Raw genomic sequence first — 21,789 nt, forward strand, 5'->3', positions numbered from 1 at the left:
AACCGGTTCGTTGCTCCGTACGGGCCAAGAACAGGTGACCGAGAGCGGAGGGGTGCGATGGGCGCCGGCACGTACACCAGGGAGCAACTGGAGGAGGCGGCTCGGGGGGCGCGGACGTTGTCGGAGGCGCTCGAGCGGCTGGCGGTGGATCCGAAGAGCTGGAGACGGCGGTACATCCACGAGCGGATGAAGCAACTCGGGGTGGACGTCTCGCACTTCGAGCGGGAGGGGGCCAAGTGGACGAGACAGGTCCTGGAGCCGGTGGTCGCGGTGTCGACGAGTGTCAACGAGGTTCTGCGGGGGCTCGGGCTCGAAGTGGTCGGGGGCCACCATACGAACATCTCCCGACGCATCAAGGCCTACGGCCTCGATACCTCGCACTTCAAGCCGGTGGTCCGCACTGAGCGGCAGCGGAACAATCAGCGCCGCCGCACGGCCGAAGAGATCCTCATCGAGGACACCCCGGCCGGAGCCAGGCGTATCCCGGGCAGTCGGCTCAGGCGGGCGATGCGAGAGCTGGGCGTAGCGGAGAACTGCGCATTGTGCGGGATCGAACCGGTGTGGCTCGGCGAACGGCTTCCTCTTGAAGTCGACCACATCGACGGCAACTGGCGGAACAACCGAATCGAGAACCTGCGGCTGCTCTGCCCCAACTGCCACTCGACGACGGACAGTTACCGGGGGCGGAGCAAGGGACGTGCCGGGAGCCGCACCGCATGACCACCGGCATGGAGTACACCCACGAGCGACTGGCTGAAGCCGCCGCGCAGTGTTCCGACATCGACGAGGTCATCGCCTTCATGGGCACCAGGCCGTACCGCAGTCTTCGTCGGCACCTGTATGAGCGCTTCGAGCACTTCGGCATCGACATCTCACACTTCCCCCGCCGGAGGCGGGCCGGGGAGCCGCACCCGAAACCAGCCCCGGAAGAGCTGCGGCGTGCTGTCCGCGAGGCGACATCCATCGCAGGTGCGCTCCGTGCCCTGGGACGACCTCGCACCGGCCAGTCCCGCACGCTGTTCCACCAGTGGGTGACCGAGGACGGCCTCGACACCTCGCACTTTCTGGGGCAAGCCCACCAACGGGGCAAACCGAGCGCGACCGCCAAACGCCCGGAGGACGTGCTGGTGAAGCACGACGCCAAGTTCCGGACGAAGACCTCGCTCCTACGTCGCGCGCTCCGCGAAGTCGGCGTACCCGAAAGGTGCGCCCGGTGCGGAGTCGGCCCAGAGTGGCTTGGCAAACCCATGACCCTGGAGGTCGATCACATCAACGGGGACTGGAGCGACGACCGGCAGGAGAACCTGCGGTTGCTCTGCCCCAACTGCCACGCCATCACCAGCACCTGGTGCCGAGGTGGCCAGCGAGCTGTCCGTAGCGCCCAGTAGAGTAGGCACCGCTGCGGGCCCGTACCCCAGCAGGCTAGAGGGCGCCGGTTTAGGTCCGGTGTGTCGTGGGTTCGAGTCCCACCGGGCCCACGATACGACGGGCGCCAATCCAACGGGAGAGGCGCCCTTCGGCGTACATGCTCAAGCCAACAGCTCCCGCACCACCGGCACCAGCGCCCGGAACGCCTTGCCCCGGTGGCTGATGGCGTTCTTCTCATCGGGGCTCAGCTCGGCGCAGGTCCTGCTCTCTCCCTCCGGCTGGAGGACGGGGTCATATCCGAAGCCGTTGGTGCCGGCGGGGACATGCCGCAGGACGCCCCTGAGCTGTCCCTCGACGACCCGCTCCGTGCCGTCCGGCAGGGCGAGTGCGGCGGCGCAGGCGAAGTGGGCGCCGCGGTGGATGTCGTCGATGTCGGAGAGCTGGGCCAGCAGCAGGTCCAGGTTGGCCTTGTCGTCGCCGTGCCGGCCGGACCAGCGGGCCGAGAAGATGCCGGGGGCGCCGTTGAGGACGTCGACGCACAGGCCGGAGTCGTCGGCGACGGCGGGCAGTCCGGTCGCCTGGGCCAGGGCGTGGGCCTTCAACAGCGCGTTCTCGGCGAAGGTGACGCCGGTTTCCTTGACGTCGGGGATCTCCGGGTAGGCGTCCGCGCCGACGAGGTCGTGATCGAGACCTGCGTCGGCGAGGATCGCCCGGAGCTCGGTGATCTTCCCGGCGTTACGGGTGGCGAGGATGAGGCGGGTCATGGCCACACAGTAGTGAGCGGCGCCGGGCCGCGCCCCGACAGGGGCGCGGGGCTGTGACATGAGCGGCTCCGCCGCGTGGGCGCGACCGGCCATGACGCACCCGCGCCGGACCGGGCGCCGCAACCATGCAGACGCTCTCGGTCCAGCCAGCGCAGCGTTACGGCGTGCAGACCTTCGTCAGCTCGCCGGCCGCTTCCGTGACCGGGCTGATGTCGGGGGTCTCGTCGCCGTTCTTGACCGCGTCACGGACGTTGGTGACGGCCTTCTGGAGGTCGTCCACCGCCTTGTTGACGTCGGTGTTGTCGGTCTTGTCGCCGATCTTGTCGAGGTTCTTGTCGATGGAGGTCAGCGACTCCTCGAGCTGCGTCGGGTCGTTCGCGGCGCTCTCCACGGCCTGCTGGAGTTCCGTGACGCTGTCGGCGATGGCGTCGGCGGTCTGGACGCAGTCCAGCGCCTTGTTGACGGCGTCGCAGCCGGTGGTCAGCCCGGCCGTCAGCCCGACTGCCGCGATGGCTGCGGCGGCTATGGCGATACGGCTCCGGCGTCGTCGGCTCGTGGCCATGCTTGACGTCCCCTCCCTGCTCAGGCCTCGCAGGCCCCCGTTGTGCACTGGCCGGGCGCACAGCGGTGTGCCGTACGCCCGTACCCCCAATGACGCCGGAGAGGGCGGCGCGGTTGCCCGCGGCCTCGACGGCTCTTGGCGTGCCCTTTACTTTTCGAGGACGGTATCAAGCGCCTTGCGCTGGAGTTCCGCCAGCTCCCCGCAGCCGGAAACGGCAAGGTCCAGAAGGGCGTTGAGCTCCTCGCGGGCGAAGGGCTCGGCCTCGGCGGTGCCCTGGACCTCGACGAAGCGGCCGTCGCCGGTGCAGACGACGTTCATGTCGGTGTCGGCCTTGACGTCCTCCTCGTAGCAGAGGTCGAGGAGCGGGACGCCGCCGACGATGCCGACCGAGACGGCGCTGACGGTGCCGGTGAGCGGCTTGCGGCCGGGCTTGATCAGCTTCTTGCCCTGGGCCCAGGCGATGGCGTCGGCGAGGGCGACGTAGGCGCCGGTGATGGCCGCGGTGCGGGTGCCGCCGTCGGCCTGGAGGACGTCGCAGTCGAGGACGATCATGTTCTCGCCGAGCGCCTTGTAGTCGATGACCGCGCGCAGGGAGCGGCCGATGAGGCGGCTGATCTCGTGCGTACGGCCGCCGATCTTGCCCCGGACGGACTCGCGGTCGCCGCGGGTGTTGGTGGCGCGGGGCAGCATGGCGTACTCCGCGGTGACCCAGCCCTCGCCGCTGCCCTTGCGCCAGCGCGGGACGCCTTCGGTGAAGGAGGCGGTGCACAGGACCTTGGTGTCGCCGAAGGAGACGAGGACGGAGCCCTCTGCGTGCTTGCTCCAGGCGCGTTCGATGGTGACCGGGCGGAGCTGCTCGGGGGTGCGGCCGTCGATTCGGGGATTTGAGGGGGTAGCTGCCATGGCGTGAGCCTAGCCGTACACGGGGAAGGGGCCGCTCCCGCGGCTTCGTTCGCCTGGGGGCGGCCCCTTCGGTGAGCTCACGCGCTCACATCATGTCTTCGATCTCCGCCGCGATCGGGTCGGCGTCGGTGCCGATGACGACCTGGATGGCGGTGCCCATCTTCACGACGCCGTGGGCGCCTGCGGCCTTCAGGGCGGCCTCGTCGACCAGCGAGGCGTCGCTGACCTCGGTGCGCAGCCGGGTGATGCAGCCCTCGATCTCCTCGATGTTGTCGATGCCACCGAGCCCGGCGACGATCTTCTCAGCCTTGCTGGCCATGTTCCTTCTCCCTGATCCGAACCGCTTTGTCGCAGTAACCCACAGTTGGCCCATCTTCGCGAGCGGTCCCCTCGGCCGTGCCGAAGGATGGCGTTCACGACAGCGGAACCGTCCGTCAACTGGTCTACACCACCTTACCGAGGGGCGTCCATGAGTGCCGACAGCTCCGCCATCAGCCCTGCGCGCGCCCGTTGGAACACCGCGTTCCAGGGGCTGCAGAAGATGGGGCGCAGCCTCCAGCTCCCGATCGCCGTCCTGCCCGCCGCCGGCATCCTCAACCGCCTCGGCCAGCCGGACGTGTTCGGCGACGACGGCCTCGGCTGGACCGATGTCTCCAAGGTGATGGTGGGTGCGGGCGGCGCGCTGCTGGACGGTTCGCTCGGGCTGCCGCTGCTGTTCTGCGTGGGTGTGGCCATCGGCATGGCGAGGAAGTCCGACGGCTCGACGGCGCTGGCGGCGGTCGCGGGGTTCCTCGTCTACTACAACGTGCTGCGCCAGTTCCCGGAGGACTGCCCCGAGGGCTCGAAGGCGGTCCCGAACGTCGGCTGCCAGGTGCAGGACGGCACGGTGACGGTCTTCGAGTACCAGAACCCGGGCGTGTTCGGCGGCATCGTGATCGGCCTGCTGGCCGCCTTCTTCTGGGCCCGTTTCCACCGTACGAAGCTGGTGGACTGGCTCGGCTTCTTCAACGGCCGGCGGCTCGTCCCCATCATCATGGCGTTCGTGGCGATCGCGTTCGCGGCGCTGTGCCTGTGGGTGTGGCCGCCGATCGGTGACGCGCTGGAGAGCTTCAGCGACTGGATGAGCGACCTGGGCTCCTGGGGCGCGGGCGTGTTCGGCATCGCCAACCGGGCGCTGCTGGTCGTGGGACTGCACCAGTTCCTCAACGTGCCCATCTGGTTCCAGTTCGGCACCTTCACCAAGCCGGACGGCACGGTGGTGCACGGCGACATCAACATGTTCCTCGCGGGCGATCCGGACGCCGGCCAGTTCACCTCGGGCTTCTTCCCGATCATGATGTTCGCGCTGCCGGCGGCGGCCCTCGCCATGACCCACTGCGCCAGGCCGAGCCGCCGCAAGGAGGTCGGCGGCCTCATGCTCTCGGTGGCCCTGACGTCCTTCGTCACCGGCATCACGGAACCGATCGAGTACTCGTTCCTGTTCGTCGCCCCGCTGCTGTACGCGATGCACGCGCTGCTGACGGGCGTGTCGATGGCGGTCACCTGGGGCCTGGGCGTCCACGACGGCTTCAGCTTCTCGGCCGGTCTGATCGACTACATCATCAACTGGAACCTGGCGACGAGACCTTGGGCGATGATTCCGATCGGCCTGTGCTTCGCCGTCGTCTATTACGTGATCTTCCGCTTCGCGATCACGAAGTTCGATCTCAAGGCGCCGGGCCGAGAACCCGAGGACCAGGTCGAGGACGTGACAAAGGTCTGAAATAGGGCTTGATAACGGTCCAGAAAACCCTTGGGAATCGCGGGTTCCTTATCTCACCTTCATCGTGCTACAACAGGTCTACACCACTGAGTGGTGTAGACCACCACCCGATGGAGGAAGTCTATGAGCACCGCCACCTCGCCAACGGCGGCCCCCACAAAGAAGTGGGGATCCGGCCTGTTCCAGGGCCTTCAGAAGGTCGGCCGCAGCCTTCAGCTCCCGATCGCCGTGCTCCCGGCCGCGGGTCTCCTGCTCCGCTTCGGCCAGGCCGACGTGTTCGGCAAGGACGGGCTCGGCTGGGACAAGGTCGCCGCCGTGTTCGCCACCGCCGGTGGCGCGATCTTCGACAACCTGCCGATGCTGTTCTGTATCGGTGTCGCGATCGGCTTCGCCAAGAAGTCGGACGGCTCGACCGCCCTCGCCGCGCTCGTCGGCTTCCTGGTCTACAGCAACGTGCTGAAGGCGTTCCCGGTCACCGAGGCGAAGGTCCAGGCCGGCGCGGACATAGCCGCGACCTACAACAACCCCGGTGTCCTCGGCGGCATCATCATGGGTCTGCTGGCCGCCGTGCTGTGGCAGCGCTACCACCGCACCAAGCTGGTCGACTGGCTCGGCTTCTTCAACGGCCGCCGTCTCGTCCCGATCATCATGGCCTTCGTCGGCACCGTCATGGGTGTCTTCTTCGGCCTGGTCTGGGAGCCGATCGGTGAGGTCATCTCCGACTTCGGCGAGTGGATGACCGGTCTCGGCGCCGTCGGCGCGGGTCTGTTCGGCCTGATCAACCGCGCGCTGATCCCGGTCGGCATGCACCAGTTCGTGAACACCGTTTCCTGGTTCCAGCTCGGTGACTTCAAGGACGCCGCCGGTGAGATCGTGCACGGCGACCTGAACCGCTTCTTCGCGGGTGACCCGACCGCCGGTCAGTTCATGTCGGGCTTCTTCCCGATCATGATGTTCGGCCTGCCGGCCGCCGCCATCGCCATCGCCCACTGCGCCCGCCCCGAGCGCCGCAAGGCCGTGATGGGCATGATGATCTCGCTCGCCCTGACCTCCTTCGTCACCGGCGTCACCGAGCCCATCGAGTTCGCGTTCATGTTCATCGCCCCGGTGCTGTACGTGATCCACGCGGTGCTCACCGCCCTGTCGATGGCGATCACCTGGGCGCTCGGCGTCCACGCGGGCTTCACCTTCTCCGCGGGCTTCATCGACTACGCGCTCAACTGGAACCTGGCGACCAAGCCATGGCTGATCATCCCGATCGGCCTCGTCTTCGCCGCGATCTACTACTCCGTCTTCCGCTTCGCCATCACGAAGTGGAACCTGCCCACCCCGGGCCGCGAGCCCGAGGAGGAGCTCGAGGACCTCACCAAGGCGTGAGCCACAGCCATAGGGCACTGAGCCGTACGGCATGACGAAGGCCCCGGAACCGAAAAGGTTCCGGGGCCTTTCTCGCGCATACGGGCCTGAACCCCGTACGGGCTGTGCTCGAAAGACTAGATCTCGTACGTCTGCCTCGGCGCCGCGAGCTCCACCGGACCGTCGTAGACCTCGCGCGCGTCGGCGAGGTTGACCTGGGGGTCGGTCCACGGCGGGATGTGGGTGAGGACCAGCCGGCGGGCGCCCGCGCGGGCCGCCGACTGACCTGCCTCACGGCCGTTGAGGTGCAGGTCGGGGATGTTCTCCTTGCCGTGCGTGAAAGCCGCCTCGCACAGGAACAGATCCGCGTCGAGGGCGAGTTCGTCCAGGGCGGTGCTGATGCCCGTGTCGCCCGAGTAGGTCAGCGTCCTTCCACCGTGCTCGATGCGGATGCCGTACGCCTCCACCGGGTGGGCCACGCGTTCGGTGTGCACCGTGAAGGGGCCGATCTCGAAGGTGGACGGCTTGACCGTGTGGAAGTCGAAGACCTCGCTCATGGACGAGGCGGTGGGGGTGTCGGCGTAGGCGGTGGTCAGGCGCTGCTCGGTGCCCTCGGGGCCGTAGACCGGGATCGGGTCGCAGCGGCCGCCGTCGTGCCGGTAGTAGCGCGCGACGAAGTACGCGCACATGTCGATGCAGTGGTCGGCGTGCAGATGACTGAGGAAGATCGCGTCGAGGTCGTAGAGACCGCAGTGGCGCTGCAGCTCGCCAAGGGCACCGTTGCCCATGTCGAGAAGCAACCGGAAGCCGTCGGCCTCGACGAGGTAGCTCGAGCAGGCCGATTCCGCGGACGGGAACGACCCCGAGCAGCCGACGACGGTGAGCTTCATGAAACAGAAACCTCCGCTGGCGGGAAATCCAGAAGATCGGGAATTGGGGCGTCGGGGGTCGTGCGGTTTGTCGAGCGTAAGGCGCAAAACCTCCGGTCGCTCCTCCGCAAAGGTCTGTTGTGGGCGAACTCACCTGTGGTGTCACGCGTTCGGCTGGATATGGGACGCGAGTAACGGCAGGTGCGTGCGAAGCACTCGCACACGGTCGTGGCGAAGGGCAAAGAAGGCGGGGAAGAAGGCGCGCGCGGGTGGGTGCGCGCCGGTACCTTCTCCTCATGGACACGTCCTGGTGGCCGGCGCTCGTGGCGGTGGTACTGCTCGCTGTGATCGCCACGCTCGTGGACGGGTGGGGGCGCGGCACGCGGCCCAGGGGCAGCAGGACCCGGCCGCCCGGGCGGCCCGTCGGGCGGGGGTCGGCGCGTCCGGAGCCCGCCGAGATCTGGTGGGCGCGGGTGCCCTACGAAGACGGGCCGGAGTCTGAAGGTGCGGCACGACGGGGGTCGCCCCGGGCATCGGGCACTGGAGGAGCCCCGGGCACGGCGGCGGTGGGAGACGGGCGGGCGAAGGACCGGCCGTGTCTGGTGCTGGCGGTGCGCGGGCACCAGGTCACCGTCGCGAAGATCACCAGCAAGTACCGGGACGAACGGTACGGAGTGATCCCGCTGCCGCCTGGCGCGGTCGGCGACGCCCGCGGGCGGGCGAGCTTCCTGGAGACGGGCGAGCTGCGGCAGGTACCGGTGTGGGACTTCCGGCGGCGGGTGGGAGTGATGGACCCGGTCGTGTGGGACCAGGTCCGTCACCTCGCCACATAGGCGCTCCGCGAAGCGGTCGGGGCCGGCCCCTCACGGGGCGCCGCTCATGCCCAGAGCTGACCCTGGAGGGTCTCGATCGCTTCCTCGGTCGTGGCCGCCGTGTAGACGCCCGTCGAGAGGTACTTCCAGCCGCCGTCGGCGACGACGAACACGATGTCCGCGCTCTCCCCCGCTTTCAGCGCCTTGTTGCCGACACCGATCGCCGCGTGCAGGGCGGCACCGGTGGAGACGCCCGCGAAGATGCCCTCCTGCTGGAGGAGTTCACGGGTGCGGGTGACCGCGTCGGCCGAGCCGACCGAGAAGCGGGTGGTCAGGACGGAGGCGTCGTACAGCTCGGGGACGAAGCCCTCGTCGAGGTTGCGCAGGCCGTAGACCAGGTCGTCGTAGCGCGGTTCGGCGGCGACGATCTTCACGTCGGGCTTCTGCTCGCGCAGGTAGCGGCCGACGCCCATCAGCGTGCCGGTGGTGCCGAGGCCGGCGACGAAATGGGTGACGGAGGGGAGGTCGGCGAGGATCTCCGGGCCGGTCGTGGCGTAGTGGGCGCCCGCGTTGTCGGGGTTGCCGTACTGGTACAGCATCACCCAGTCGGGGTGCTCGGCCGAGAGTTCCTTGGCGACCCGTACGGCGGTGTTGGAGCCGCCGGCCGCCGGGGACGAGATGATCTCCGCGCCCCACATGCCGAGCAGGTCCCGGCGCTCCTGCGAGGTGTTCTCGGGCATCACGCACACCATGCGGTAGCCCTTGAGCTTCGCGGCCATCGCCAGCGAGATGCCGGTGTTGCCGCTGGTCGGCTCCAGGATCGTGCAGCCCGGGGTGAGGCGGCCGTCCTTCTCCGCCTGCTCGATCATGTGCAGGGCGGGACGGTCCTTGACCGAGCCGGTGGGGTTGCGGTCCTCCAGCTTGGCCCAGATGCGGACGTCCTCGGACGGCGACAACCGCGGCAGGCGCACCAGAGGGGTGTTGCCCACCGCGGCGAGCGGGGAGTCGTAGCGCATGTGGATCAGGCCATGCCGCCGGCCACGGCCGGCAGGATCGTGACGTTGTCGCCGTCGGCGAGCTTGGTGTTGATGCCGTCGAGGAAGCGGACGTCCTCGTCGTTCAGGTAGACGTTGACGAAGCGGCGCAGCTCGCCGGCGTCCACGATGCGGGCCTGGATGCCCGCATGCCGGGTCTCGAGGTCGGTGAACAGCGCGGCGAGGGTGTCCCCGTTGCCCTCCACCGCCTTCTGACCGTCGGTGTAGGTGCGGAGGATGGTGGGGATGCGGACCTCGATGGCCATGGTTGCGGGCTCCTGTCGGGAGTTAAGGGGTCGATGGGCGCACGACGGCACGCCGCGGCTCACGGCCGTACGGCGGCAGGAAACATCAACAGATGGCGCTGTTCAGCCTGCACAGGTCGACGTGCAGCCGCGCCACGAGCAGCACGCTCGGCGCCTTGTCGCTCACGTCGTTCAGAACCATGGGGTCATCGTATCGATTCCCTGTCGCGGCCCTGGAGTGTGATCTCGCATGCTGGATGGATTCTGACCGCATGGTGGGATTCAGTACGACTCCACCACCGTGACCTCCTCCTCCGTCACCTCGCCCTCCACGATCCGGAAGGAGCGGAACTGGAAGTCGCCGAGGCCGTCGGTGTCCGCGGTGGAGACCAGGACGTAGTGTGCGTCCGGCTCGTTGGCGTAGGAGATGTCGGTACGGGACGGGTAGGCCTCCGTCGCCGTGTGGGAGTGGTAGATGACCACCGGCCCCTCGTCGCGGTCGTCCATCTCGCGGTAGAGCTTGAGCAGGTCGCCCGAGTCGAACTCGTAGAACGTGGGCGACATGGCCGCGTTCAGCATCGGGATGAAGCGCTCGGGGCGGTCCGAGCCGGCCGGGCCCGCGACGACGCCGCACGCCTCGTCGGGGTGGTCCTTGCGGGCGTGGGCGACGATCTGGTCGACGAGGGCCTGCGTGATGGTCAGCATGTTCCAAGAGTATGCAGGCGCCCGAAGCGCTCGTTCGGGGTGGTGGCGGGAGACGGGCGGGTAAGCAGAAGGGCCGCTCCGTACCGAAGGGTGGTACGGAGCGGCCCAAATGCCGGACGTGGGGACGTCCTGGGGTGTGGACGCCTGAGCGGCGGTCGCGGGGGCGCCACGAGTGCCCCCTGCGACGGGACGTCCACGGTCCTGTGTCAGCCGACCTTTTCGAGCTCCGGCTCGTCGCCGCGGGCGGTGATCTGCGGGTTGCGGCTCTTGAGGACCACCCAGCCGATGCCCAGGGCGGCGGCCCAGCCGGCCATCACGTACAGGCAGACGCGGGCGTCGGCGTCGTACGCGATCAGGCCGGTGACGAAGAGCAGGAACGCGATGGCGATCCAACTGCACACCGAACCGCCCGGCGCCGGGAAGGACGAGGCGGGCAGCCGGCCCGCGACGACCTGGCGGCGGTAGAGGACGTGGCTGATCAGGATCATCAGCCAGGTCCAGATGCCGGCCGCGGTGGCGATGGAGGTGACGTAGCCGAACGCCTTCTCCGGGACGACGTAGTTCAGGACCACGCCGATGCCCATGAACAGCACCGAGACGAAGATGCCGAGGGCCGGGGTCTTGGTGGAGGACAGCTTCGAGAAGACCCGGGGGGCCTCACCGCTGTCGGCGAGGTTGCGCAGCATGCGGCCGGTGGAGTACATGCCGGAGTTGCAGGACGACAGGGCGGCCGTCAGCACGACGAAGTTGACGATGCCGGCGGCGGCCGGGATGCCGATCATCGCGAACGCCTTCACGAAGGGGCTGACGCCCTCCGCGAACTCGGTCCACTTCACCACGCACAGGATGACGGTGAGGGCGCCGACGTAGAACAGCGCGATACGCCACGGCAGCGTGTTGATCGCCTTGGGGAGGGTCTTCTCCGGGTCCTCCGACTCACCGGCCGTGACGCCGACCAGCTCGACCGCGAGGTAGGCGAACATGACGCCCTGGAGGGTCATCAGGGACGAGCCGATGCCCTTGGGGAAGAAGCCGTCGAAGGCCCACAGGTTGGAGACCGCGGCGGTGTCGCCGGCGGAGCTGAAGCCGAAGGTGAGCACGCCGAGACCGATGACGATCATGCCGATGAGGGCGGTGACCTTGACCATCGAGAACCAGAACTCCAGCTCACCGAAGAGCTTCACGGAGATCAGGTTGACGGCGAACAGGATCACCAGGAAGACCAGGGCGGTGACCCACTGCGGGACGTCCGGGAACCAGTAGTTGACGTAGATCGCGGCGGCCGTGAGCTCGGCCATGCCGGTGACCACCCACATCAGCCAGTACGTCCAGCCGGTGAAATAGCCGAAGAACGGGCCGAGGAACTCCCGGGAGTACTCCGCGAAGGAACCCGAGACCGGGCGGTAGAGCAGAAGCTCACCGAGTGCCCGCATGATGAAGAAGATGATGATGCCGGCGAGGGCGTACATCAGGATGAGACTGGGGCCGGCCTTGGCGATGTTCGCACCGGCGCCCAGGAAGAGGCCGACGCCGATGGCACCGCCGATCGCGATCATCTGGACCTGACGGCTGCCGAGACCTCGCTCGTACCCCTCTTCCGGGGCACCCGTGGCCTGGTCGTCGGTGACCTTCGCAGAGGTCATGTGTAGTGCGCCTTTCTCCATGCCGACCCGGACCCACGTCGGCCCCGGATCGGGTTTCGATCCCCCCGGACTTCTGGAGCTGTGCCTGGCCGACGATCCGCCGGCCGCATGGCGCACCCGGCCGAACATTCGGGTGGTGTTCGCCGGGCGTCGTGAAGATTTATCACGGCCGCAACAGTGATCGGGGGCTGCTCATGTGGCGCATCCCACAGGAAGAACCGGACAAAAGACACTGCCGTCTCCCATAGCGGGTGGCGGCAGTGATGCGATCGTTATCCGGATTTGAGCGTCCGCTGAGCGAACACAAATTCGTCACACTTCGGCACAAGAAGGTCGCAAACTACGGCATGAGCGTGGCGACCAGCGTCTCCTGGAGCCCTCCGAGCCACAGGTACGCCATCACCATCGGCTTGCGCGAATCCTCGTCCGGGAGCCGGTAGAGCAGGTCGGTGTCGTCCTCGTCGGTGATCTCCAGCCGGGAACCGATGGCAAGGCGCAGGTCGTTCAGCGCGCCGAGCCACTGCTGGGACTCCTCCACGGAGAGCTTGAGCACCGCGCCGCCCTCACCGGCGGAGTCGGTGCTGAGCGCGTCCAGGGACCGGACCACCGCCAGCGCGTTGTCCCGCTTGCCGGACCGCAGGTCGTTCTCGGTGTAGCGGCGGAACTCCGCGGAGTACGCCCGCTGCTCCTCGGCCTCCTTGGCCTGCGAGGTGCCCTCGGGGTCGCTGTAGGCGTCCGGGAACAGGCGCTTGAGAACCGGGTCGGCCGGCGGTTCGCTCGGGCCCTCGGCGAACAGCTCGGCGAGCGGGTCGTCGGGGGCGTCCTCGGCGGGGCCGGGACCGATGAGCTCCAGGAGCTGCACGGCCAGCGACCGGATGATGGAGATCTCGACGTCGTCGAGGGCGACGGCCGCGCCGCCGCCGGGGAGCGGTTCGAAGGTTCCTGGCATGGAGGCGATTCGCTACTTCCGGTCCTGCGGGCGAGCGGTCATGGGGCGGTCACTTGCGGTCGTGCTGAAGGGTGGCCCACAGGCCGTAGCCGTGCATGGCCTGCACGTCGCGTTCCATCTCCTCGCGGGTACCGCTGGAGACGACCGCCCGGCCCTTGTGGTGGACGTCGAGCATGAGCTTGGTGGCCTTGTCCTTGGGATAGCCGAAGTACGACTGGAAGACGTAGGTCACGTAGCTCATGAGGTTGACCGGGTCGTTGTGCACGATCGTGACCCAGGGGACGTCCGGCTCGGGGACGGCGAAGGTCTCCTCCGCCGCTTCGGTGCGTTCGATCTCTACGGGAGCGGGTGACGTCACAGTGCCCATGCTGCCACCGGAGGGGGGTGGTCGCACAAATCCTCGGCGAACCCGGGGAGACCAAATCGTCAGACTGACGAGATGGGGGTACGATCCTCAGTCATGAACACAGCGGACCTTGGGCTGCCGGTGGACGTTCCCTCGACGGCGCTCTTCACGGACCAGTACGAGCTCACGATGCTTCAGGCAGCGCTGAAGGCGGGCACCGCCGAGCGGCGGAGCGTGTTCGAGGTCTTCACCCGGCGGCTGCCCAACGGGCGGCGCTACGGCGTCGTGGCCGGCACCGGCCGGGTCCTGGACGCCGTCGAGAACTTCCGCTTCGACGCGGACGTGCTCGGCTTCCTGCGCGAACGGAAGATAGTCGACGAGCAGACCCTCGCCTGGCTCGCGCGGTACCGGTTCTCCGGTGACGTCTGGGGCTACCCCGAGGGCGAGGTGTACTTCCCCGGTTCGCCGATCATGCGGGTGGAGGGCACCTTCGCCGAGTGCGTGCTGCTGGAGACGGTGATCCTCTCCATCCTCAACCACGACTCCGCGATCGCCGCGGCGGCCTCCCGCATGTCCTCGGCGGCCGGGGCGCGCCCGCTCATCGAGATGGGCGCCCGGCGCACCCACGAGCTGGCCGCCGTGGCCGCCTCCCGGGCCGCGTACGTCGGCGGCTTCGCCTCCACCTCCGACCTGGCCGCCGGCTTCCGCTACGGCATCCCCACGGTCGGTACCAGCGCGCACGCCTTCACCCTGCTGCACGACCGCGAGCGGGACGCCTTCCAGGCGCAGGTGGACTCCATGGGCCGCGGCACCACGCTGCTCGTGGACACCTACGACGTCGCCGAGGCGGTCCGTACGGCCGTGGAGGTCGCCGGGCCCGAGCTGGGCGCCGTCCGCATCGACTCGGGCGACCTGCTGCTGGTCGCGCACCGGGTCCGCCAGCAGTTGGACGAGCTGGGCGCGACCGGCACCCGGATCATCGTGACCTCGGACCTGGACGAGTACGCCATCGCCTCGCTGGCCGCGGCGCCCGTGGACGCGTACGGCGTCGGCACCCAGCTCGTCACCGGCTCCGGGCATCCGACCTGCTCGATGGTCTACAAGCTGGTCGCCCGCGCCGAGTCCGCCGGGGCCGGCGCGCCGCTGGTGCCGGTCGCGAAGAAGTCGACCGGCGGCAAGACCTCCATCGGCGGCCGCAAGTGGGCCGCGCGGCGCCTGGACGAGTACGGCGTCGCGGAGGCCGAGGTCATCGGCACGGAAGCGGTGCCGGCCGAGCTGGCCGACCGGCAGTTGCTGGTCGAGCTGGTCAAGGGCGGGGCCGTGGTGGCGCGGGAGCCGCTGGACGCCGTACGGGACCGGCATGCGGCCGCGCGGGCCAACCTGCCGCTGTCCGCCACGCAGCTCTCGCGCGGGGAACCTGTCATTCCGACCGAGTATGTCAACGGGCGCTCGGGGAGCCCCGCGGGGGCGTGAAGCGAGCGCGCCCGGCGTGCTCACCCCATGCCCCCTCCCGCACCGCACCCGAAGTCTCTAGGCTCGGAAGTTCACCGGCCGGGCCGGCACCGTTTTCAGCGTCCCGACCCCAGCGTCCATAACCGAAGGACACCGACCATGCGCCGCGCCTTGATCGTCGTAGACGTGCAGAACGACTTCTGCGAGGGGGGCAGCCTCGCCGTGGCCGGCGGTGCCGACGTGGCCGCCGCCGTCACCGAGCTGATCGGGCAGGCGGCCGGGTCGGGCTACCAGCACGTCGTGGCCACCCGCGACCACCACATCGCGCCCGGCGGCCACTTCTCCGCCCACCCCGACTTCCGGCACTCCTGGCCGGCGCACTGCGTCGCGGGCACGGAGGGGGTCGGGTTCCACCCGAACTTCGCCCCGGCGGTGGCCTCGGGTGCGATCGACGCCGTCTTCGACAAGGGGGCGTACGCGGCGGCCTACAGCGGGTTCGAGGGGGCCGACGAGAACGGCGTGAAGCTGGCGGACTGGCTGCGGGCCCGGGAGGTCTCGGAGGTGGACGTGGTGGGGATCGCGACGGATCACTGCGTTCGCGCCACCGCGCTGGACGGCGCGCGGGAGGGGTTCCGTACGCAGGTGTTGCTGGACCTGACCGCGGGGGTGGCCACGGAGACCACTGAGCGGGCGCTGGAGGAGATGCGGGAAGCGGGCGTGGAGCTGTCCGGGAAGCCGGTCGTGGCGTAGTGCTTCGCAGGTAGTGCCGCGATCGGTCGACACGGGCCTGGGCCTCGAGCGACTCGCGATGATTCTGCAGGGCGTGTGTCCGCCGGCTGCTGCCATCGTGGCTTGTCGCGCAGTTCCCCGCGCCCCTTAAGGCGTTGCAGCGGGGCGTCTTAGCAGTGCGCGGATCGGGTGCCACAGTTCCTGCATCAGGTCCGGGGCCGTTGCGACACCGTTGTCGGGGGCCGTTCGCCATATGAGGCCGTCGGGGTGGTGGAGGACCGCCGTGATCTCGTCCGGGGTCGGTGGGGCGGCGTTGCCGCGCAGGTAGACGGCGCGCATGCCCAGGTTGCGGAGCCTGGTCAGGGCTCGGGCGCGGTTCTGGGCGTGGACGAGGACACGGACGCAGCCCGTGCCGTCGGCGGTGGGTCTGGGCAGATTCAGAGCCACCACCACGCTGCCGGTCGGCAGCTTGCAGAAACCTCCTGCGGCCATGCGGTCACACCCCCGTGCGAGTCGGTGTCAATAAGGCAAGCACAGGGTGCACCTAAACACGACCGGCGGCAACCCGCCAAGGGGTTGCCGCCGATCATGCTCTGACCTGCGAAGATGGTGATTACTTCACCGCAGGACCGACCTCGAGCTCGATCGTCGAGCCGTTCTTGGCCTCCTTGACGATCTTGATCTTGGTGTTGGTGTCAGTGATCTTGACGCCCGCGGTCGGGGTCAGCGCGTCGTAGTACGTGTTGGTGCGGTCGTTGAAGACCGACACCCCCGCACTCGACGGGATCTTGGTCAGCACGTCGGCGTTGTGCAGGTTGATGCCGTCCGTGCGGAACTTGCTGAAGGGCGAGTCGTAGGACTGGATGCGGTTGCGCATCACCGTGCCGTCGGCCCACTTCAGCGCCGCCGGGTGCGAGTCGATCGGCAGGACCAGGCCGACACCGGGGTGCACGCTGGTGTTGTTGTCCGCCTGGGAGGTGTCCCACTTCCAGATCAACAGGCCGTTCTGGTACGCGTAGTGCTCCACCCAGTCCGGACGGACCCCGGCGAAGCCGAAGTTGTACGGGCCGGTCTTCAGGGTCTTGTCGTACGACACGTACTGACGGTTCTCGGCGATGTAGTACTGCGCGTAGTCGTCCGTGATGGACGCGCCGATGCGGGAGAAGCCCTTGGTCTTCCAAGCGGCGTCAGCGCTCTCGGCGTTGTCGGAGAACACGGCCGTGCCGTCGGCGGTCACGGTGATCTGGTCGGCCGCGAAGCCCTTCTGGGCCACGCCGCCGTCCGTCTGGTAGCGGAAGCGCAGGTCGATCTTCTTGCCCGCGTAGGCGTCGAGCGGGAAGACCAGCTTCTTGTACGCGTCCACCGAGCCGGTCAGCGCGGGCTTGCCGCTGGCGTCCTTCGGGATGGCCGCGCCGTCGACGGTGCCGTCGACCGCGGTCCAGTTGGCGCCGCCGTCGGTCGAGACCTCGGTGTAGAGGTAGTCGAACTCGGCCTCGATGTCGTACCAGCCGTCCAGCGTCAGCGAGGCGGCGGACTTGCCCGTGAGGTCCACGGAACGGGTCAGCGTGTTGGCGAGGTTGTCGCCGCTGCCGCTCCACCACTGGTTCGCACCCTGCGCCGGCTGCACGATCTGGGTGGTGACCCGCTTCTTGGGCAGCTCGACCACGAGACCCTGCTTGTGCTTGGTGTTGTACTCGGCGACACCCAGCTTGTGCCACGAGCTCGTGGCGGCCTTGGCGGTGTCGTACTTGAGCCAGCCGAGCTGGAGCTTGTCCCAGGCGGTCATGTCGCCGGGCAGGTCACCGATCTCGCTCTTGCCGGTCCCGAGCCAGGAACCGGAGGACATCAGGGTCCAGAAGCCGGTGGAGTTGTCGCCGTTGCCGGTGGTGTCGTAGTGGTCCGGCAGACCGAGGTCGTGGCCGTACTCGTGGGCGTAGACACCCAGGCCGCCGTTCTCCGGCTGGACCGTGTAGTCGCCGACCCAGATGCCGGTGTCGCCGATCTTCGCGCCGCCCAGCTTGTTGCCCTCGGGGCCGGTGGCACCCGCGTCGGTGCCGAACGCGTACCAGCGGTGGGCCCAGATCGCGTCGGTGCCCTGGGCGCCGCCGCCCGCGGACTCGTCCTCACCGGCGTGCACGACCTGGAAGTGGTCGATGTAGCCGTCGGACTCGTTGAAGTCGCCGTCGCCGTCGAAGTCGTAGCGGTCCCACTGGTCGAACTGCTTGACGTCCGCCTTGATCTCGGCGTCGGTCTTCCCAGCCGCCTTCTGCTGGGCGACCCACGCGCTCAGGCCGTCGCTGACGACGTTCCAGACGCTGGAGCAGTTGGTCTGGCCGCAGGCGTTGTTGCCGTAGCGGGCCTCGTTGTAGGGGACCTTGACCCAGTCGGAGACCTCGCCCTCGACCGAGTAGCGGCCGGAGGACTGCTTCTCGTAGTACTTCTTGACCGACTCGGTCTTCTTGCCGGAACCGAAGTACAGGTCCTGGAAGTGCTTCTGGTTGTAGTCCGCCTGCCAGGCGGTCGAGTTGTCCTTGGCCCGGTCGGGCTCGGCTATCTGGTTGTGCAGCGGGCCGGGCGTGCCGCCGAACTCGCTGGCCTTGTCGCCGAACTCCACCAGGATCGTGAAGATCTTGTCGGTCTTCTCGCGGCCGAGCTCGACGTACTTGCTGTCGCCCTTCTTGCTCTTGAGCTGGACGACCTGCGAGCCATCGCGCTTGGTCACCTTGGCATCGCCGGATATGACCTGGTTCAGGGCTTCCTCGCGCTGGGCCTCCTGAGTCTTGCTCATCGGGCCGTCGAGGTTGTGCTCGGCGTGGGTGTTGTCCGCCGGGTCGTGCCGCTCCACGGAGGCGGGTGCGCCTTCGTCGGCCTGAGCCACCGCGAAGGTCGAGAAGGTTGCCGCCGCCGTGGCGAGCGCGACGGCGGTTGCCGCCGCTCTGAACGTCCAGGGTCTACTGGTCACTTGAGATCCTCCCCCGCGCCGGGCGCGCGGAAGGAGGGTCCTGGTCATGGAGGATCCGCGCGCGTGATCAACGCGTGTAGTCAAGTGACGACATTTGACTAGAGGTTAAGCAGAAAAAACAGACCTTGACTTGAACAGGTCAATTGCATTATGCGGAGTTGATGTTCGTTTAGCGAACAACGATCTTTTCCGAACAGGCGCGCGGCGCTGTCCACTTGCTGGACGCCATGACTCCGTGCGCCCCCTGTGCACCGGCACTGTTGGTTAGGTCACGCTTACGGTTTGTTCCTCTCGGGCATGCACGCGGTTAGAGTCGGATGGCGGAACGCCCGGACGTCGGCGGAAAGCCAGGCCGAGACCCCCGTGCACCCCTGATTCCGAGGACACGATGATCATGCCTCGTCCGACTGCCGCACAGCTCTCCTACGGCTCGTGCACCGTGATCTTCTCTACGCTCGCCATGCTGCTGCTGTCACAGACCAGTTCGGGTGTGGGGATCGCGGTCATCGCCGTAGCGGCGCTCATGCTCGGCCTCCTGGTCGCCATGACGGTACCCATCCCGAAGAAGACCCGCGTGGTGGCGGTGCGCAAGCCCGCCGGCGCGGAACAGCAGAAGGCGGAGGAGCCCGCGCTCTCGCAGTCCTGACCTTCGTCAACTGCCGGTGCTGACCACCACCGTCTTCGCCGCCTTGTCGTGCAGACCCTGTTTGTAGGGCCGGTCGAAGTAACTCCAGCCGCCGCAGATCGCCGTCCAGATGCAGGCACAGCAGAACGCGAACGGGATCCACAGGACCGCCGCGCGGATCAGTGAAGTCTGCACGGACGGCGTGGCGCCGTTGTCGAGGTTGGCGACCCGCAGCTTGAACAGCCTCTTGCCGAGGGTCTGCCCGTCCCTGACGGTCATGACGGTGTCGTAGGCGATGTAGAGCACGGCGGCGATCGCCGACTGCCCGAGGGACTTGCCGTACTCCACCTTGTCGGTGTCCACGTCGAGTTCGGTGACGCCGAATCCCCAGGTGAGCAGCCAGACGACGACGCCCACCAGGATCATGTCGAGGATGCGGGCCACCGTGCGTTTGCCGCTGTCGGCCAGCGGCGGCATCCCGGCGAGGGGGTCGGCGGGATAACCGCCGCCACCGTACGGATCACCGCCGTAGGGACCGCCGCCGCCGTGCGGAGGCGGGGGCTGGCCGCCGTACGGAGGCTGATCACCGTACGGCGAACCCGAGCCCCCGGGCGGCGGGGGCTGCTTCCTGAACCTGTCGTCTTCCGGGGGCTGCTGCCCGGAACCGGGAGGCGGTTCGCTGCTCATGGCCCCGAGTCGACCGCGAACCCCGCGGTTCCGCATCCGGCGCGGGGCCGTCCGGAGTACGTAAATCGTCTGGGACGTGCGCCGTACGGGTCAGCCCGCGACGAACGTATGCGCCGCCTTGTCGTGCCAGCACTGGTGCCACGGCCGGTCGAACACGCACCACAGCACGCCGACGACGCCGACGACGAGCAGGCCGGGGACGCTGTAGACGAGCCAGCGGCGCAGGGCCATGCCGAACTGCGGGGGCTCGTGCCCCTCGATGTCCCGCACCTCAAGGCCGAGCAGCTTCTTGCCCAGCGTGCGGCCCCACTTGGCGGTGGGCAGCGCCTCGTAGACCACGCCGAACAGGAGCAGCACGGCCAGGATGACGCCGAGATACACGGACGTCGTGCCGTCCAGCAGCCATACGGTGACCGTCTCGCCGGAGAGCTTGGCGGCGTCGATCTTGTCGTCGACGTGGTCCATGGCCTTGGTGCCGAGCGGTACGGCGGCCACCGCGGTGACGGCGGCCAGCACGACGGTGTCCAGCAGCCGGGCGGCCAGCCGCTTGGCGAGGTTCGCTGGGCGGGCGGCGGACTGGCGCAGGGCGGCGGCCTGGAAGGGGTCCAGGACCGGAGGCTTCCAGGGGGCGACGGGCTGGTCCTCGTCGGTGGGGCCCGCGAGCCGGTGGACCTGCTGTGCCCAGGAGGACTGTCCGCCGCCGGCGCCCGACGTCATGGGCGGGCCGGCGGACTGGCGGGGGACGCTCGGAGCGGCCTGCTGCGGGCCGGGAAGACCCTCGGGGGCACCGGCGGACGCCTGGGCGGCACTCCCGGCTCCAGCGGCCGCCTGGGCCTGTGACTGGGCCCCCGCGGCGCGCTCCGCGGCGGCCTTTCCGGCGCCGAAGCCGGGGCCCTGGGGGGCGCCGGCCGCGCCGGGGCGCTCTGCGTCCGCATGTGCGGCGCCCGGGACGGCGGACGCGCCCGTGCCTCCGGCCTGCGCCCCGGCCGCCCCGCCCTGCTGCCCCGTGCGCGGGGACACGGCGCGGATGGCCATGGTGCCGTCGGCGGGGGCGGGGCTCGGGATGCCGGGAGTGGGCTGCCCCGAGGCGCCGGTGGACCGTGCTGCGCCGGCCCCGGCGACGGGCCTGCGGATCATGAACGTGTCGCCGGAGGCGACACCGCCGGAGTCCGCGTCCGGCTCGGCGGGCGGGATCGCGGCCGTGCCGTCGGTGCGCGCGGCGTGCCCGTCGGGGTGGGCCACCGCCCGCGGGTCCCGCGGATCGGGCTCGGGCTGCCCCCAGGAGACACGGCGGTCCTGGTCACCGCCGAAGCCGGCCTGGTGGGCGGAGTCGGCACCCCAGGCGGACGCCGGCTCGGGACGGCTGCCGTGCTGGACACCGCCCGGCGCGGGCTCCTCGTCGAAGAAGTGCGGGCCGGTCTCCTCCACCGAGGGGGCCTGGGCCGGCTGCGCACCCGGCGGCGGGGCGAGCGTCTCGCCGTCCGTGGGCGCCGGACGGCTGGTGCCCGGCACCCAGGAGGCACCGTTCCAGTACCGGACATATCCAGGAATGGACGGGTCCGGGTAATACCCTTCGCGGGGCCGGTCGTCACCGGGGGCCGGGGTTGGGGCGCTCATGTCCGTCGTCCGGTATCTGCTCGTGGGTCAAATGAGGGCCTCCACATCTATCAGACCGACGCAACAACCACCGCCGGTCCCGCCGGACCCACCCCTTTCCGGGCAACCTCGTACACGTACTTCACACGACCGGAACCCCGGCACGACACGCCGCCGGCACACCCCCGGAACTCCGACCGACGGCGGCTGTTCAGGCAACGGCGACCTCGCTCTGTCGGCTGGGGGTCCGGGGGTTATCCCCCGGGAAAGCACAGCCAGACCGACGCAACAACCACCGCCGGTCCCGCCGGACCCACCCCTTTCCGGGCAACCTCGTACACGTACTTCACACGACCGGAACCCCGGCACGACACGCCGCCGGCACACCCCCGGAACTCCGACCGACGGCGGCTGTTCAGG

General features: G+C 68.9%; 24 protein-coding genes and 1 tRNA gene. 9 read left to right on the forward strand and 16 right to left on the reverse strand.

Features of this window, described 5'->3' with window-relative positions; translation table 11 throughout:
* Positions 1-57 precede the first annotated feature (57 nt).
* The 3 genes from ACZ69Q_RS26155 (at position 58) to ACZ69Q_RS26165 (ending at position 1,478) form a co-directional block, all read left to right on the forward strand.
* Positions 58-720, forward strand: a complete 663-nt coding sequence (locus tag ACZ69Q_RS26155; protein ID WP_471046353.1) for an HNH endonuclease signature motif containing protein — start codon at positions 58-60, stop codon at positions 718-720.
* On the forward strand, positions 717-1,388 hold the full coding sequence (locus ACZ69Q_RS26160) for an HNH endonuclease signature motif containing protein (RefSeq protein ID WP_471046150.1): 672 nt from the start codon (positions 717-719) through the stop codon (positions 1,386-1,388). The genes ACZ69Q_RS26155 and ACZ69Q_RS26160 overlap by 4 nt, the downstream gene beginning before the upstream one ends.
* A gap of 15 nt (positions 1,389-1,403) precedes the next feature.
* A tRNA-Leu gene (locus tag ACZ69Q_RS26165) sits at positions 1,404-1,478 on the forward strand.
* Between the two features lie 51 nt (positions 1,479-1,529).
* Here the strand turns inward: ACZ69Q_RS26165 and rdgB are convergent.
* The 4 genes from rdgB to ACZ69Q_RS26185 all read right to left on the reverse strand — a co-directional run bounded on the left by rdgB (position 1,530) and on the right by ACZ69Q_RS26185 (position 3,916).
* The gene (gene rdgB, locus ACZ69Q_RS26170; protein ID WP_471046152.1) at positions 1,530-2,132 is read right to left on the reverse strand and encodes an RdgB/HAM1 family non-canonical purine NTP pyrophosphatase; all 603 of its coding nucleotides are present in this window, start codon (positions 2,130-2,132) and stop codon (positions 1,530-1,532) included.
* Between the two features lie 157 nt (positions 2,133-2,289).
* On the reverse strand, positions 2,290-2,694 hold the full coding sequence (locus tag ACZ69Q_RS26175; protein ID WP_471046154.1) for a hypothetical protein: 405 nt from the start codon (positions 2,692-2,694) through the stop codon (positions 2,290-2,292).
* A 147-nt stretch (positions 2,695-2,841) separates the two neighbouring features.
* Complete coding sequence (gene rph, locus ACZ69Q_RS26180; RefSeq protein WP_471046156.1) at positions 2,842-3,597, reverse strand: ribonuclease PH; 756 nt, start codon at positions 3,595-3,597, stop codon at positions 2,842-2,844.
* Between the two features lie 85 nt (positions 3,598-3,682).
* Positions 3,683-3,916, reverse strand: a complete 234-nt coding sequence (locus ACZ69Q_RS26185; RefSeq protein ID WP_030610403.1) for a PTS sugar transporter subunit IIB — start codon at positions 3,914-3,916, stop codon at positions 3,683-3,685.
* 150 nt (positions 3,917-4,066) lie between these two features.
* On the opposite strand from ACZ69Q_RS26185, the gene ACZ69Q_RS26190 reads away from it, so the two are divergent.
* Together ACZ69Q_RS26190 and ACZ69Q_RS26195 are read left to right on the forward strand one after the other, a co-directional pair.
* A complete protein-coding gene (locus ACZ69Q_RS26190) occupies positions 4,067-5,359 on the forward strand; it encodes a PTS transporter subunit EIIC (protein ID WP_471046158.1) in 1,293 nt (430 codons plus the stop codon).
* Positions 5,360-5,482: 123 nt separating this feature from the next.
* Positions 5,483-6,736, forward strand: coding sequence for a PTS transporter subunit EIIC (locus ACZ69Q_RS26195; RefSeq protein WP_359442906.1), 1,254 nt, complete (start codon positions 5,483-5,485; stop codon positions 6,734-6,736).
* Between the two features lie 116 nt (positions 6,737-6,852).
* On the opposite strand, the gene ACZ69Q_RS26200 is transcribed toward ACZ69Q_RS26195, so the two are convergent.
* The gene (locus ACZ69Q_RS26200; RefSeq protein WP_471046160.1) at positions 6,853-7,605 is read right to left on the reverse strand and encodes an MBL fold metallo-hydrolase; all 753 of its coding nucleotides are present in this window, start codon (positions 7,603-7,605) and stop codon (positions 6,853-6,855) included.
* A 275-nt stretch (positions 7,606-7,880) separates the two neighbouring features.
* Here ACZ69Q_RS26200 and ACZ69Q_RS26205 point away from each other — a divergent pair, with 275 nt between their 5' ends.
* Entirely contained in the window at positions 7,881-8,417 is a 537-nt protein-coding gene (locus ACZ69Q_RS26205) for a type II toxin-antitoxin system PemK/MazF family toxin (protein WP_471046162.1), read from the forward strand.
* 44 nt (positions 8,418-8,461) lie between these two features.
* Here ACZ69Q_RS26205 and ACZ69Q_RS26210 read toward each other — a convergent pair whose 3' ends face one another.
* From ACZ69Q_RS26210 to clpS, 7 genes are all read right to left on the reverse strand, one after another.
* Complete coding sequence (locus ACZ69Q_RS26210) at positions 8,462-9,412, reverse strand: PLP-dependent cysteine synthase family protein (RefSeq protein WP_471046164.1); 951 nt, start codon at positions 9,410-9,412, stop codon at positions 8,462-8,464.
* A 5-nt stretch (positions 9,413-9,417) separates the two neighbouring features.
* Positions 9,418-9,696 carry a MoaD/ThiS family protein gene (locus ACZ69Q_RS26215; protein WP_471046165.1) on the reverse strand — a complete coding sequence of 93 codons (279 nt, stop codon included), beginning with the start codon at positions 9,694-9,696 and terminating at the stop codon, positions 9,418-9,420.
* An 85-nt stretch (positions 9,697-9,781) separates the two neighbouring features.
* On the reverse strand, positions 9,782-9,877 hold the full coding sequence (locus ACZ69Q_RS26220) for a putative leader peptide (protein WP_311737150.1): 96 nt from the start codon (positions 9,875-9,877) through the stop codon (positions 9,782-9,784).
* 80 nt (positions 9,878-9,957) lie between these two features.
* Entirely contained in the window at positions 9,958-10,380 is a 423-nt protein-coding gene (locus ACZ69Q_RS26225; RefSeq protein ID WP_471046167.1) for a M67 family metallopeptidase, read from the reverse strand.
* Positions 10,381-10,586: 206 nt separating this feature from the next.
* Positions 10,587-12,023, reverse strand: a complete 1,437-nt coding sequence (locus ACZ69Q_RS26230) for an amino acid permease (RefSeq protein ID WP_471046169.1) — start codon at positions 12,021-12,023, stop codon at positions 10,587-10,589.
* Between the two features lie 340 nt (positions 12,024-12,363).
* On the reverse strand, positions 12,364-12,972 hold the full coding sequence (locus ACZ69Q_RS26235) for a DUF2017 domain-containing protein (protein ID WP_471046171.1): 609 nt from the start codon (positions 12,970-12,972) through the stop codon (positions 12,364-12,366).
* Between the two features lie 49 nt (positions 12,973-13,021).
* Positions 13,022-13,339 (reverse strand): ATP-dependent Clp protease adapter ClpS, encoded by a 318-nt coding sequence (gene clpS, locus ACZ69Q_RS26240; RefSeq protein ID WP_030945914.1) that lies wholly within the window; start codon positions 13,337-13,339, stop codon positions 13,022-13,024.
* A gap of 93 nt (positions 13,340-13,432) precedes the next feature.
* Here clpS and ACZ69Q_RS26245 point away from each other — a divergent pair, with 93 nt between their 5' ends.
* Complete coding sequence (locus ACZ69Q_RS26245) at positions 13,433-14,791, forward strand: nicotinate phosphoribosyltransferase (RefSeq protein ID WP_471046173.1); 1,359 nt, start codon at positions 13,433-13,435, stop codon at positions 14,789-14,791.
* Between the two features lie 138 nt (positions 14,792-14,929).
* Positions 14,930-15,520: an isochorismatase family protein gene (locus tag ACZ69Q_RS26250; RefSeq protein ID WP_471046174.1), complete on the forward strand. Its 591-nt coding sequence runs from the start codon at positions 14,930-14,932 to the stop codon at positions 15,518-15,520.
* A gap of 126 nt (positions 15,521-15,646) precedes the next feature.
* On the opposite strand, the gene ACZ69Q_RS26255 is transcribed toward ACZ69Q_RS26250, so the two are convergent.
* Together ACZ69Q_RS26255 and ACZ69Q_RS26260 are read right to left on the reverse strand one after the other, a co-directional pair.
* Complete coding sequence (locus tag ACZ69Q_RS26255) at positions 15,647-15,991, reverse strand: hypothetical protein (protein ID WP_030945905.1); 345 nt, start codon at positions 15,989-15,991, stop codon at positions 15,647-15,649.
* A gap of 121 nt (positions 15,992-16,112) precedes the next feature.
* Complete coding sequence (locus ACZ69Q_RS26260) at positions 16,113-18,461, reverse strand: immune inhibitor A domain-containing protein (protein ID WP_471046176.1); 2,349 nt, start codon at positions 18,459-18,461, stop codon at positions 16,113-16,115.
* 394 nt (positions 18,462-18,855) lie between these two features.
* Between ACZ69Q_RS26260 and ACZ69Q_RS26265 the strand changes: the two genes are divergently transcribed.
* Complete coding sequence (locus ACZ69Q_RS26265) at positions 18,856-19,107, forward strand: hypothetical protein (RefSeq protein WP_471046178.1); 252 nt, start codon at positions 18,856-18,858, stop codon at positions 19,105-19,107.
* Between the two features lie 6 nt (positions 19,108-19,113).
* Here ACZ69Q_RS26265 and ACZ69Q_RS26270 read toward each other — a convergent pair whose 3' ends face one another.
* The gene (locus ACZ69Q_RS26270; protein WP_471046180.1) at positions 19,114-19,773 is read right to left on the reverse strand and encodes an RDD family protein; all 660 of its coding nucleotides are present in this window, start codon (positions 19,771-19,773) and stop codon (positions 19,114-19,116) included.
* Positions 19,774-19,863: 90 nt separating this feature from the next.
* Positions 19,864-21,390 carry an RDD family protein gene (locus tag ACZ69Q_RS26275; protein WP_471046181.1) on the reverse strand — a complete coding sequence of 509 codons (1,527 nt, stop codon included), beginning with the start codon at positions 21,388-21,390 and terminating at the stop codon, positions 19,864-19,866.
* Between the last annotated feature and the right edge of the window lie 399 nt (positions 21,391-21,789).

The organism is Streptomyces sp. NPDC036764, from assembly GCF_055609385.1.